This window comes from Kribbella sp. NPDC051936 (assembly GCF_040680955.1).
Taxonomy (GTDB): domain Bacteria; phylum Actinomycetota; class Actinomycetes; order Propionibacteriales; family Kribbellaceae; genus Kribbella.
The window spans coordinates 272,687-285,780 of record NZ_JBFAXS010000006.1; the positions used below are offsets into that span (position 1 = coordinate 272,687).

Below are 13,094 nucleotides of genomic sequence, written 5' to 3' on the forward strand. Positions count from 1 at the left end.
GTTGTGCACAGTGAACCCCTGCAAAACCTGGGCATTGCGGCCATGCCGTCGCCGCGGCGGCGGTGCCAGACTGCGTTCCCAGCATTGCTCGAGCACGGAGGACCCAGATGACCGAACGCAGCGAGAAGCCGGCCGGCCGACGGGGCCTGCTGGGCAGACGCAAGGTCCTCGGGTACCTGATCGCCGCCCCCACACTCGCGGTCGGAGTCAGTTGGGTCGCCAACGAATCCGGCTCGCGGTCCGCGGATGCGGCGGTTCCCTCGCTGCCGCAGCCGCCGGACATCTTCGACCTGGGCGACCTGCAGAACCTCGCGGCCGCGCCGACGTCCGGCCTGATCACCGTGGAGCTGAAGACCGACGGCACCGCGCACTTCGCGGTGCCGCGTTGCGAGGTCGGCCAGGGCATCACGACCGCGTTCGCGATGATGGTGGCCGAAGAGCTGGATCTCCCGATGAACAAGGTCGAGATCACGCTCGCCGACGCGCGGCCCGAGCTGCTGATGAACCAGCTCACCGGCGGCTCGAACTCGATGCGCAGCATGTACCTCCCGGTCCGGACGGCGGCCGCGCTCGCCCGGCAGCGCCTGGTGGAGACGGCTGCCGAGCACTGGGCCGTCGACGCCGGCCGGCTGACCACCCGCAAGGGCGTGGTGAGCGGGCCGAGCGGGCGTACGGCGACGTACGGATCGCTGGCGAAGGCGGCGGCCGCCTCGACGACGGTCACGTTCTCCGCGGAGCTCAAGGACCCGTCCGAGTTCAAGGTCCTCGGGCAGCCGCGGAACCGGGTCGACGGCCACGACATCGTCACCGGCCGCAAGGAGTTCGCGATGGACCTGCAGGTCCCGGGCGCGAAGCCGACCATGGTGGCCAGGCCGCCGACGATCAACGGGACGCTTCGGTCGATCAACAACCTCGCGGCGCTGCGGGCGCTGCCGGGGATCACCGACGTCGTTGGCATCACCCACGGTGTCGCGATCCGCGGCGAGACCTTCGGCCAATGCATCGACGCGATCCAGAAGGTCGACGCGACCTGGGGCCCGGGCACCGTCGACGACGAGTCCGACGCGACGGTGCTGGCCAAGCTGCGGGCGGCGCAGCTGCCGATGGCCGTTCCGCCGGTCCTGGCGCAGACCATCGACGCCGAGTTCGTGTTCGCGTTCGCCAGCAACAGCCCGCTCGAACCGGACTGCGCGATCGCCGACGTCCGCCCGGACGGCGCCGAGATCTGGTCGTGCCTGAAGGTCCCGATCGTGGCCCAGGAGGACATCGCCAAGCAGCTCGGCCTGCCGATCGACGCTGTGCAGGTGCATGTCGTCCAGGGCGGCGGCTCGTTCGGCCGGCACCTGTTCCACGACGTGGCGGCCGAGGCGGCGGAGATCTCGCAGAAGATGGGCAAGGCGGTGAAGCTGTCCTGGTCGCGGACCGACAACTTCCGCCAGGGCCGCACGCACCCGATGTGCACGTCTCGCGTCCGGGTGAACTACCTGGCCGGCAACGTGCTCAGCTACGAGCAGCGCCATACGAGTGTGCAGACCGACTTCGGTCACGGTCTCGGCGAGATGATCACCGCGTTCGCGGCGGACCTGCCGGTCGGCGGCAACCTGTCGTTCGCGGAGACGATCTTCGCGCTGACCCAGTCCTCGCCGTACGACTTCGGGGTCACCACGCAGCTGCTCAACGAGATCCCGCTGAAGTTCAACACCGGCAGCATGCGCAACATCTACTCGCCGAACGTGGTCTGCGCCGAGGAGCTGGTGGTTGATCAGCTCGCCAAGAAGATGGGCCAGGACCCGGTCCGGTTCCGGCGGAACTTCCTCAAGGACCAGCGGTTGCTCGCCGTGCTGAACAAGGCGGCCGAGGTCGGCCACTGGGGCAAGGCGATGCCGAAGGGTACGGCGCAGGGCATCGCGGTGCACTCGGAGTACCGGGCCGCGGTCGCGACGCTGGTCGAGATCGACTGCCGGCCGGAGACCGTGAACCGGCCGGTCGAGGGCGAAGCGGTGACCGGTCCGCGGGTGACCAAGGCGGTGATCGCCGTCGATCCCGGGTTCTGCATCAACCCGCGCGGCCTGGAGGCCCAGATGATCGGCGGTCTGCAAGATGCGATCGCGCTGGCGCTGACGTCGAGCCTGCACATCAAGAACGGCATCCCGCTCGAAGGCAGCTGGGACAACTACTTCTACACCAGGGAGTGGAACACGCCGCTGGACGTCGAGGTCGTGATCATGCCGAACACCGGTGACAGCCCGAGCGGCGCCGGTGAGCTGTCGGTGGCCCCGGCGTTCGCCGCGGTCGCCTGTGCCTACGCGCGGGCCACCGGCACGCTGCCGAAGTACTTCCCGATCAACCACGGCACGCTGAGCTTCGAGCCGTTGCCGGTGCAGCCGTCCACTCCGCAGTCGCCGACCGACGGCCTCGACCACACGTTCTGAGGAATCTCATGCCAACGCACACTTTCAAGCTCAACGGCAAGCAGATCAGCGTCGAGGCCGAGGACAGCGTCCGGCTGCTGTGGGTCCTGCGCGACCTGCTCGGCGTCACCGGGCCGAAGTACGGCTGCGCGCTGGAGGTGTGCAAGTCGTGCACCTCGCACATCAACGGCAAAGCGTTCAACCCGTGCTCGGTCCAGGTGAAGGACATCGAGCCGTCGGACGAGGTCACGACGATCGAAGGCCTGCCGGCGACGGTCGGCAAGGACCTGCACCCGATGCAGGAGGCCTGGCTGAAGTACGACGTCGCCCAGTGCGGCTACTGCCAGCCCGGTCAGATCATGGCCGCCGTCGCGAAGGTGAAGCAGGCCCGCGCGGAGGGCCGCGACATCACCGACGCGGACCTCGACGAGCTGCGCAACATCTGCCGCTGCGGCACGTACTCCCGGATTCGCGAGGCCGTGAAGGCCGGCGCGGAGGACATGGGTGCGTGACGTCGTCGCGCACGTCCGGCCCTGGTACGGCGAGAGGTTCGCGCTCGCCACGGTGATCGGCACGTTCCGTTCGGCGCCGCGGCAACCGGGCGCGTCGATGGCGGTGTCCGGCGCCGGCACGGTGGTCGGCAGCGTCTCGGGCGGCTGTGTCGAGGCCGACGTGTACGCGGTGGCCGAAGAGGTGATCCGGACCGGGGTGCCGGTGGTCCGGCGGTACGGGATCTCCGACGACGACGTGTTCGCGATCGGCCTGACCTGCGGCGGTCTGCTCGACGTCCTGGTGGAGCCGGTCGACCCGGCGTCGTACCCCGAGTTCGGCGCGGTCGCGGAGGCGATCGCGACAGGCCGGCCGATGGCGGTGGCGACCGTGGTCACGGCGGGCGAGCGCCTCGGCCGGCGCCTCGTCATCGGCCCTTCGGTCACCGGCGCCGTCGACGTCGGCGTTGATGTCCAGGGCAGCCTGGGCGACGCCGGTCTGGACGCGGCGGTGGTGCAGGACGCGCTGGCGATGATCAGCAGCGGTTCGACCGCGATCCGCGAGTACGGCGTGCACGGGGACTGCGGGCAGGCCGACGTCGCCGTGTTCGTCCAGGCACTGACGCCGCCGCCGCGGATGTTCGTGTTCGGGGCGATCGACTTCGCGGCGGCCGTGGCGCGGGTCGGCAAGTTCCTCGGGTACCACGTGACGGTGTGCGACGCCCGCGGCGTCTTCGCCACCCGTGCCCGGTTCCCGGAGGCCGATGAGGTCGTTGTCGACTGGCCGCACCGGTTCCTCGCGGGCGTCCTCGACCAGGTCGACCGCCGGACGGCGCTGTGCGTGCTGACCCATGACCCGAAGTTCGACGTACCGCTGCTGCAGGTGGCGCTGCGGACGGACGCCGGCTACATCGGCGCGATGGGGTCGCGGCGTACCCACTTCGACCGGCTGTCGCGGTTGCGCGCCGCGGGCGTCACCGAGGACGAGTTGGCCCGGCTGACGTCACCGACCGGCCTGGACCTCGGCGCCCGGACGCCCGAGGAGACGGCGATCTCGATCGCGGCCGAGATCATCGCCTCCCGCAGCGCGGCCAGTGCGCGTCCGCTGTCCACCACGACGGGCCGGATTCACGGCGCGCTCATCGCGACGTGAGCTGGCGGACCGACGGGCGGTGGTCCTCGACGTACCCGCCGTCGGGGCGCCGGACGATCCGGCCGGTCTCGATGCCGTGCGTCGCGATCTCCAGCTCCTGCTGCTGCAGGCCGAGGCAGACACGGCGCGTGATGAAGAGCGCGGCGGGCGGACCGACGATCAGCAGGATCTGGAACAGCCGCAGCAGCGTGTTGAACGAGAGATGGAACTGTACGGCGATCGTGTCGGCGCCGGCGGCGGCCCAAAGGACGCCGTAGAACACGATGCCCGCGACGCCGATGCCGGTGCGCGTCGGGTTGGCGCGCGGCCGCGCGAGCTCGTAGTGATCCGAGCGGTCGCCGGTCACCCGTTCCTCGATGAACGGGTAGACCGCGACGAGCAAGAGGAACAGCGTGCAGAGCGCAACCGGCAACAGGACGGCCAGGCTGATCGTCTTTCCCCACCAGACGACCTCCCAGCCGGGCGCGAGCCGGAGCGACCCGTCCAGGAACGCGAGGTACCATGCCGGGCCGACGCCGGCCGAGGTGTCCGCCGGGTCGGCAGGCCCGTACAGCCAGACCGGGTTGATCGTCGCGGTCGCGGCCATGACGAGCGAGACCCCGCCGACGAAGCAGAACAGGCCGGCGCTCTTCACCACGTCGACGCGTCCGGCGGTGCGCTGGGGCTTCTCCGCGGGCTGCTTCACGGGCTTGCGGAGCGCGAGCAGGACGAAGAGCGCGATGATCGCCGCCGGAAGGACGACGACGTGCAGCGGATAGAACCGGGAGATCACGTCGCCCGGGAACTCGCCGCCGAACAGCAGGTGCGACAGCGCGGAGCCGACGAACGGCGTCGCCTGCAGGACACCGTCGAGGACGGCGAGGCTGGTGCCCGAGGCCATGTCGTCCGGGAGCGAGGTCCCGGTGAGGCAGGCGCCCAGCGTGAGGACGAGCAGGCCGAAGACCACCAGCCAGTTCAGCCGCCGCGGCCGGCGGAAGGCCGCGGTGAAGAACAGTTGCAGCAGGTGCAGCGTGATCGCCGCGACCATGATCAGCGTGGCCCAGTGATGGACCTGCCGAACCAGTAGCCCGGCACGGGTCTCGAAGGTGATCGCGAGGGTCGAGTCCAGCGCCCGCGACATCTCGGTGCCGCGCAGTGGTCCGTACGGTCCGTCGTACACGACCGGCTCGACGGACGGTTTGTAGTCCACCATCAGGACCAGGCCGCTGATCATGATCACGACGAAGCTGTAGAAGGCGATCTGGCCGAACAACAGCGACCAGTGGTCGGGAAACACTCTCGCTCGCAGATTGCCCAGTCGACTCTGCATGCTGGACCTCCCTCGGTCATACATACGACACCGCAGCGCGCACGACTGTGACGCGACGTGCTACAGCTCACGTGCGCGGGCCGTGGCCGGTTGCGGACGGTCGCCGGACGGTCTCTGCAAGTGGAGCGGCGGTGGAACTGTGGGCGGATAAGGTCCTGCGGTGACCGAACGCACCTTGGGTAACGGCCGCTATGTCCTGAGTGAGCCTCCGCTCGGTGTGGGTGGGATGGGGACGGTCTGGAAGGCATTCGACTCCGTGCTGCACCGTGAGGTCGCGGTGAAGGAGCTGCGGATCCCCGACGGGCTGAACCCCGAGGAGCAGGACAAGCTCCGGCTGCGGGCGCTGCGCGAGGCGCGGGCCGCCGCCGGGCTGGATCACCCGGCGATCGTCACGATCCACGACGTCGTGGACGAGGGCGGCCGGCCGTGGATCGTGATGCGGCTGCTGCCGGGCCGGACACTCGACCACGTGGTCCGCGCGAACGGTCCGCTCAGCCCGCGGCGGGCGGCGGAGCTCGGCGTCCGGCTGGTCGAGGCGCTGAGCGCGGCGCACGCGAACGGCGTACTGCACCGCGACGTCAAGCCGCAGAACGTGATGTTCGGCGCCGACGACCGCTGGATGCTGACCGACTTCGGCATCGCCTCGGTCGCGGGCGCGACCCGCACGCTCACCGGCACCGGCATCGTGACCGGCACCCTCGGGTACGTCGCCCCGGAACGACTCTCCGGCGCCGAACCCGGCGCCCCCGCCGATCTGTGGGCCCTCGGAGCCACGCTGTACTACGCAGTCGAGGGCCACCACGCCTACGACTTCGACGACCTCCCGGCGATGATCGCCGCAGTCCTCACCCGCGACCCCGAACCGATGCGCCTCGCCGGTCCGCTCGCCCCGGTCATCGCCGGCCTGATGGAACGCGACCCGACCAAACGCCTCGACGCCACCGCAGCCCGCACCCAACTCCTGTCCACCGCCGGCGGCTACCCGACCTTCGAGAACCCCACCCAGCCCATCACCGCCCGCACCGAAAAGATCCCGACCGGAACGAAATTGCTGCCATCTGGCGAAGCGGTCGGCGTCTGGAGCACCCCGGCATTGCGGGCGAACGCCGGGATGCTGGTGGCGATGAATGCCGTGATGGGTACCTTGCTGGCCCTCCTGGTCTTCTCCCTGGCCAACGGCATGCCGGTCGGGATCGCCCTGGTCCTTGTCGTCGTGATGGCGGTCGGCGCCGGACTGGGCGCGTGGCTGGCGCCGAGCCTCGAACGGTGGATCGGCCTGCCCGCGGCTCTCCTCGGCAGCGCACTGGTCACAGGCGAATCCTTCGTCGGAGCGGGCCTGTTGATGGACCCGCGACGACCGATCGCGACGACAGCGCTGTGCGGCGTTGCCGTCGGCGCGTTCGCCGTCTGGCATCGCTTGTCCCGTGTACTGCGCCACCGTCTGCTTTCTGCTGAGCTACTGCATAGAGCGCGAACCGTCCACGGCGCCGTAGGTTCCGGTGCCCTCGTCGTGGGTGCGGCCGTCGGCGGTGGCTTCATCGCCCTCATCGGCACGAGAAAGCTCCCCGCGTACGACGGCAACATCGTGACGACGATTCTCGGCGGCGCCGGCCTCGTCGCGGTGCTGGCCGCGCTGCTGGCGATTCCCGCCGTACGATCGACGCCGACGAAACGCGTCGGCCGGTGGGCAGCGGTCGTGAGTACGTCGGCGGCGCTGGTGCTGCCGGTGATCATCGGCGTTCAAAGCATCGTCCACGACATCGAAGGCAGGGACGACTTCACCTCGCTGCCCAGCATCTGTTCATGGAGTTCGCTGTCTCAGGCCGGAGTTGCGCGCTTCATCGACGACCCGCCGGAGCCGGACGCGTTCACGGGAACCAGTTCCGTCGACTGCACCTGGGAGCGCATCGGTGAGGACCGCGCCGAGCTCGAGGTCTACGTCACGATGCACGACAACTCGCGCGACGCCAAGCGCCGAATGTCGTCGCGGCAGCAATCGGCCGAGGACGACGGCCACAGGGTCACCGCGCTCGCGTACGGTGACCAGTCCTACTGGTACCTGTACGACAGCTACCTCAACTCCGAGGACACGTTGGGTGTCGGCGTCGAGATCCGGATCGACAACGTGGTGATCGAGACCAAGCTCGAACGAGCCGACGACAAAGGCAGCCCGCCCGCTACCGAGGTCCAGGCACTGGCGGCCGACCTCGCGCGCCAGGTCGCCCAACACAAACCCCAGCGCTGACTCGCAATCCTCCGAAGCCCGGCTTCAGGGGCCGGTGTGTGGGTGTGGCCGGCGTGGGACTTGGTGTGTGCCGGTGTGGTCGACGACGAAGCGGAATCCGTGCGGGCTGGTCCATTCGATTCCGCCGGTAGGCAGGCGTCGGCTTCTCCAGCCGCCGAAGGTTTTGGCGCGGTGATGGAGCCGGCTCTGCGGTATGAGGTTGCCGACGCTGGTTTGACCGGGCGGGCCGGTGCCGTCCGGTGAGCGTCTCCGGCCAGGTGTCCGCGCTCCGGCTCGTGGGACCGGAGTCGCAGGTGGGCGCGTTGAGCCCGGTGGCCTTGCTGATGCCGACGCCCGCCGTACTGATGCCGCTGACGCCGACCGCATTGATGCCGCCGGCGCTGGCCGCACAGGTGCTGGTGCTGGGCCGGTGTGGTCGTACGGCCTGATGTGGTCCTGATCCATCGAGACCGTGGCTTCGGCGCCGCTGTACGGGAACATGTCGACCGGGTGCCGCAGGCGGACGCGTTCGCGGATGCGGTGGGGGATCTCGTAGCTGTGCACGCTGACTTGGTCGTGCAGGTCGATCACGGGCTTGATGATCACCTGGTCGTGGCCGAGCAATTCGCTGAGTTGGCCGGCAAGCAGGGGGCCGAGGTCCTCGACCCGAAGTACGCCGGTGCCGGTGGCAAGAGTCTTGTCGGTGAGGTGCACATACAGCGTGTGCCGGCTTCGGCGGCCGGGTCCGCCGCTCGCTGCGCCAAGACTGTTGCTGTAGGCATCGCATTTGATCGCGGCCAGCCGAGCCGCCAGGCTCCCGCCCAGCGCCTGCCGAGTGAACGCGTCCATGCTGTCCGAACCGTCGGCGTGATCCGCCGCGGCACCTGGTGCGGCGGTCTCGGTGGTGTCCGTGCGGGCCGGTTCGCCTGGGGCGGTTGTGGCTGTGGGACGGGTGCGGGCGAGGTGGCGTGCGACCTCGATCAACTGGTCCGCGGCGGCGGGATCGCAGATCCAGCCGATCGCCTTCGCCCGGCGCTGATCGAGGTCGTCGGTGTCGCCAAGCATCTTCAGTGCCCAGGCCAGATCGTCGATGGTGGCATCGAACCGGATCACATCGCCGGCGGCTGCGCGCACCCAGATCCGTTTGGTGCCGTGCTCATCGGATTGAGCGACGAACACACCGCGGGTCTTCGCGGCCGCCTCTGCATTCGCGTTGGCCTGCTCGGGATCGGCTTCCCAGATCGCTGCGGTGGTGATGGACTTGAGCTTGCGTGGGGTGACCGTGTTCACGATCCCCGCAACCCTGCCGTCCACGATCGCCGCGGCCTCCAACGACAGCGACAGGCACGCCTCGGCGATCTTGCGGGCGCGCCAGCTGAGCGCGTGCCCGGACAGCACCGCTGCCCATACGCGAGGCAGCCGGTGCCGCAGCGCCAGCGCCTCGCCCATCAACGACGCCGCCGCACCACTCGACATGCCCAGCACGGCACCGAACTCGACCGACGCGAACTCGGCCACCTCCGGACAGCCGTCGCCGCCGTACACGACGAACCGCTCACACCCGGGCAGCCGCTTGTGACCCGGAATCGTGGCGTTGCGGTCCGCGAACGCCAGTGCTGCCCGCAAGACCCCGACCGCGGCGTGTTCCTGATCTCGACCGTACTCGGCGGCCGCGGCCAGCAAGGCCCGTGTCGCTGAGTTCATCCAGATCATTCTCGAACATGTGCTCCATTGTAGATCACGGATGGATTACAGCAAGCCGGCAATGGCTGAAAATCCCTTGTGTGTAAGGTGAATAGGCCGCGGCCGCCGTCGGCCGGTCGAACATCGTCAGCGGTTCTGCCAGGTGGGGCTTTCGACGTAGTGGTTGTCGTAGAGGTCGCTGGTCTTGGCTACCTCGGCCCAGTCGGTTTCGCCTTGGTAGGCGGATTCGAGGAGGCGGTAGTAGCCGAAGCGGGGCTTGGCGTTGGTGAGGACGAAGAGGACCTCGGCCGGTTCGTTGCCCGCGGCCTCGAAGGCGTGCGGTGTGTTCGGCGGGACGAGCAGGTAGTCGCCCTGGTTCAGATCGACGAGGTTCTCGCCGGTGAGGACCCGCAGCGAGCCACCGAGTACGAAGAACAGCTCGGCGGCCTCGCGGTGCAGGTGCGGGGGAGCGCCTTCCTTGCCGGGCCGGAAGATCGACCGGTGGCTGGTCAGGTGCCCGCCGGTGTCGGTCACGTCGGCCAGCAACGAGACTCCGCTCGCGGACAGCGTCTCGGCTTCACCGGCGCGGATCAGTACGGTCATCGGAATCTCCTTTGTTCAGGATACTGAATGTCCAGAATCAATTCATCAGAACAGGCTGCGGGGGAGGCTCAGAGGTTGGCGAATCTGTTCCGGGTGTTGCCGGGGGCCTCCGGATCGAGGCGGACCACCTCGTCGGCGATGTCCGCGATCGACCGGCCCGCGAGCTCGCGGCGATAGGTCAGCTCGGCGCCGCGCATCGCCTGTGAGATCACGCAGACCTTGGTGTAGTCGGCCTTCGCGTCCGCGCCCGGGCCGCCCTTCAGGATCTGCGTGCAGCGGAAGGCCTCGTCGGGTCCGTCGATCGCGACGACGATGTCGAGCAGGCTGATGTCGCGCGGGTCGCGAGCCAACTGGAAGCCGCCCTTCGGTCCCGAGACCGACGTGAGGATGCCGGCCCGGGTGAGCGCCTGGAGTTGCTTGTTCAGATAGGCCGTGGGCAGGTCGTAGAAGGCCGCGAGCCGCTTGGCGGTGACCGCCTCGCCGGGGATCCAGCTGAGGTTCACGCAGCTGTGCATCACCCACTCGACGCCTTCGTTCATCCGCATAACCTGGATACTAAATGTCCTGAATATGATGCGTCAAGAGACACCCTGGGCCGCTGAGAGGCCCGGCACGTCAGACCGCCGACGCGGTCACCGCCGTACGTTCGAGGGCGACCGTCCGGCGGCGGCGGATGCGCAAGCTGTCGACGGTGAACAGCGCCAGCGCGAGCCACACCAGGCCGAAGCCCAGCCAGCGCATCGGGGTCATGTGCTCGTGGAAGACCACCAGGCCGAAGACGAACTGCATGATCGGCGCGATGTAGTTCAGCAGTCCGAGCGTCGTCATCGAACTGCGGGTCGCCGCGGCGCCGAAGAGCAGCAGCGGTACGGCGGTGATCGGCCCGGTCAGGATCACCAGCACGAGGTACGCCGTCCCGTGCGCGGTGACCGTCGTGTCGCCGTGCATCCCGAGCGCGACGATCCCGGCGATCGCGAACGGTACGACGGTGCCGGACTCGATCGCCATCCCCTCGATCGCGCCCGCGCCGGCCCGCTTCTTCGCCAGCCCGTAGAACCCGAACGAGAAGGTCAGGATGATCGCCACCCACGGCGGCCGCCCGTTCTCGATCGTCAGTCCGGCGACGGCCACGAACGCGATCCCGAGCGCCGTCCACTGGACCGGGCGGAGGTGTTCCTTCAGGACGAAGACGCCCAGCAGGACCGTGAACAGCGGTGTGATGAAGTACCCGAGCGAGGTCTCCACGACGTGACCGGTGCGCACGCCCCAGATGTAGGTCCCCCAGTTCGCCGAGATCAGGAACGCCGCCGCGATCAACGGCCACCGCCGGCGGGGCTCCGCGAGTAGGGCCTTCACCTTTGCGAACTTCCGCAGCGCGGCGACCAGGACGACGAGCGTCACCAGCGACCAGAGCACCCGGTGGGCGAGCAGCTCGAGCGGGCCGGACTGGTCGAGGAGCTTCCAGTACAGCGGGAACAGCCCCCAGATCAGGTAGGCGGCGAACCCGTAGATGAACCCTCGTCGCTGTTCCGGCACCCCGCCAGCCTAATCGCCTGACATTGGCATCTATCGACTTTGCTCATGACGTGAGACGGCCACGGCCCGTCCATCGGCTGACGCGGGGCGTGAAGCCGCTGGTGTGATGCGGTTGGATGGAGGGGTGGACACCAGGAGGCGCGCGTGGGTGTGAGGACCGGTCTGGTCTCGGTGACTTTTCGCCAGTTGCCGGTCGACCAGGTGGTGGAGGTGGCGGCGAAGTCCGGGCTCGCGGCGATCGAGTGGGGCGGTGACGTGCACGTCCCGCTCGGCAATCTGGTCAACGCCAAGCGGGTCCGCAACCTGACCGAGGTGCACGGCCTGCAGGTCGCGGCGTACGGCTCGTACCTGCGGGCCGGCAGCGTCGACCGCGAGGAGATGCGCTCCGCAATCGCCACCGCCCAGGCGCTCGGCGCGCCCCGGATCCGGGTCTGGGCCGGCAACGTCGGTACGGCGGACGCGGGCGTCGGTGACCGGATGGCGGTGACCCGCGGACTCGGTGAGCTCGCCGACATGGCCGCCGGCGCCGGGATCGAGATCGCGATGGAGTTCCACCGCAACACGCTGACCGACGAGGTCGACTCGACGATCACGCTGCTGCTCGACGTGGGCGCGGCGAACCTCACGACGTACTGGCAGCCGCCGGTCGACCTCGACGACGCGGCGTGCCTGCAGCAGCTCGAGGCGTTGATGCCGTGGCTGAGCACGGTGCATGTCTTCTCGTGGTGGCCGTCCAACAACCGGCTGCCGCTCGCGGCGCGGGAGTCACTGTGGCGCCCGGTCCTGGACCGCCTGGCGGCCGAGCCCCGCGAGATCAACGCGCTGCTCGAGTTCGTCGCCGACGACTCACCCGACCAGCTCACCAAGGACGCTGCCGATCTGCACAGCTGGGTCTAGTCGGGCAGGTAGATCGCCACGATCAGCGTTCCCTTGGTCGGTTTGCCTTCGGCGACCGTCAGGGTGGCGCGGTCGGCCGGGCCGGGGCCGTGGAGGTCCCACCCGATGCCCATGCCGCCGGCGTCCGGTGCCACGCCGGCGGCCGTCTCGGTCTTGCCGACCGTGAGCGTGACCCGGAACTCGCCGGTGCCAAGCCTCGAAGCGCCGTAGGCCACCACGTACGGCTGGTCCGCGGGGGTGTCGGTCACGAGCCGGCGGTCGGGTCCGGGCGCGGTCTGCAGGTCTGCGAGCCGGTACGTGTACCCGCCGATCTCGGTCCGCTCCGGGAGCTCCGACCCGTCGACAACGCGCTGCCGACCCTGGAAGTACACGCCCAGCCCCAGCCGGACGTCCGGCGGGACGGCCGGGCCGTTCGGGTCGGTCGGCACGACCCGCGCGACCACGTCGACGGTCTGTCCGGCCGGAACCGGCGAGTCGATCGTCAGGCCGCCGCCGCTCCCCGCGTCGGTGGACCGGGTCTCGCAGGTGGACACGATCGGCTCCCGGGGCCCGATGCGCAGCGACACCGAGTAGGGCCGGTCGTTGCTGTCCGAGCCCGCGTTCGCGGTGCAGAAGTCGCGCAGCGCCAGCTTGGCTCCGGTCGCGGTGAAGCGGAAGCGCACCTCGCTGCGTCCCGGGTTGGCGACAGCCGCCGCGGCCAGGGTGTCGCCGCCGATGGTCCTCCGGTAGACCACGCCGTCCTTGCGGTACGCGTCCGGTCCGGCCGGGGGGATCCTGGCCGGTGCGCCGT

At 69.4% G+C, this 13,094-nt stretch carries 10 protein-coding genes; 5 read left to right on the plus strand and 5 right to left on the minus strand.

The annotated features are described in order from the left end of the window. Positions 1–107 precede the first annotated feature (107 nt). The 3 genes from AB0L64_RS22360 to AB0L64_RS22370 are packed head-to-tail and all read left to right on the plus strand — an operon-like array spanning position 108 to position 4,052. On the plus strand, positions 108–2,432 hold the full coding sequence (locus tag AB0L64_RS22360; protein WP_363712830.1) for a molybdopterin cofactor-binding domain-containing protein: 2,325 nt from the start codon (positions 108–110) through the stop codon (positions 2,430–2,432). Between the two features lie 8 nt (positions 2,433–2,440). Continuing rightward, positions 2,441–2,923, plus strand: coding sequence for a (2Fe-2S)-binding protein (locus tag AB0L64_RS22365; protein WP_363712832.1), 483 nt, complete (start codon positions 2,441–2,443; stop codon positions 2,921–2,923). Continuing rightward, the gene (locus tag AB0L64_RS22370) at positions 2,916–4,052 is read left to right on the plus strand and encodes an XdhC/CoxI family protein (RefSeq protein ID WP_363712834.1); all 1,137 of its coding nucleotides are present in this window, start codon (positions 2,916–2,918) and stop codon (positions 4,050–4,052) included. The genes AB0L64_RS22365 and AB0L64_RS22370 overlap by 8 nt, the downstream gene beginning before the upstream one ends. Here AB0L64_RS22370 and AB0L64_RS22375 read toward each other — a convergent pair. Beyond that, positions 4,039–5,361 carry a cytochrome b N-terminal domain-containing protein gene (locus AB0L64_RS22375; protein WP_363712836.1) on the minus strand — a complete coding sequence of 441 codons (1,323 nt, stop codon included), beginning with the start codon at positions 5,359–5,361 and terminating at the stop codon, positions 4,039–4,041. The two genes, AB0L64_RS22370 and AB0L64_RS22375, sit on opposite strands and share 14 nt — an antisense overlap. Before the next feature lie 160 nt (positions 5,362–5,521). On the opposite strand from AB0L64_RS22375, the gene AB0L64_RS22380 reads away from it, so the two are divergent. Further along, the gene (locus AB0L64_RS22380) at positions 5,522–7,606 is read left to right on the plus strand and encodes a bifunctional serine/threonine protein kinase/MFS transporter (protein WP_363712838.1); all 2,085 of its coding nucleotides are present in this window, start codon (positions 5,522–5,524) and stop codon (positions 7,604–7,606) included. Between the two features lie 24 nt (positions 7,607–7,630). On the opposite strand, the gene AB0L64_RS22385 is transcribed toward AB0L64_RS22380, so the two are convergent. The 4 genes from AB0L64_RS22385 to rarD form a co-directional block, all read right to left on the minus strand. Continuing rightward, positions 7,631–9,289 carry a hypothetical protein gene (locus AB0L64_RS22385; protein ID WP_363712840.1) on the minus strand — a complete coding sequence of 553 codons (1,659 nt, stop codon included), beginning with the start codon at positions 9,287–9,289 and terminating at the stop codon, positions 7,631–7,633. A gap of 126 nt (positions 9,290–9,415) precedes the next feature. Further along, a complete protein-coding gene (locus AB0L64_RS22390) occupies positions 9,416–9,871 on the minus strand; it encodes a cupin domain-containing protein (protein ID WP_363712842.1) in 456 nt (151 codons plus the stop codon). Between the two features lie 68 nt (positions 9,872–9,939). Continuing rightward, the gene (locus tag AB0L64_RS22395) at positions 9,940–10,416 is read right to left on the minus strand and encodes an Rrf2 family transcriptional regulator (RefSeq protein ID WP_363712844.1); all 477 of its coding nucleotides are present in this window, start codon (positions 10,414–10,416) and stop codon (positions 9,940–9,942) included. Between the two features lie 70 nt (positions 10,417–10,486). Next, positions 10,487–11,407, minus strand: coding sequence for an EamA family transporter RarD (rarD, locus tag AB0L64_RS22400; protein ID WP_363712846.1), 921 nt, complete (start codon positions 11,405–11,407; stop codon positions 10,487–10,489). A gap of 144 nt (positions 11,408–11,551) precedes the next feature. Between rarD and AB0L64_RS22405 the strand changes: the two genes are divergently transcribed. Next, entirely contained in the window at positions 11,552–12,304 is a 753-nt protein-coding gene (locus AB0L64_RS22405) for a TIM barrel protein (RefSeq protein ID WP_363712848.1), read from the plus strand. Positions 12,305–13,094: the final 790 nt, after the last annotated feature.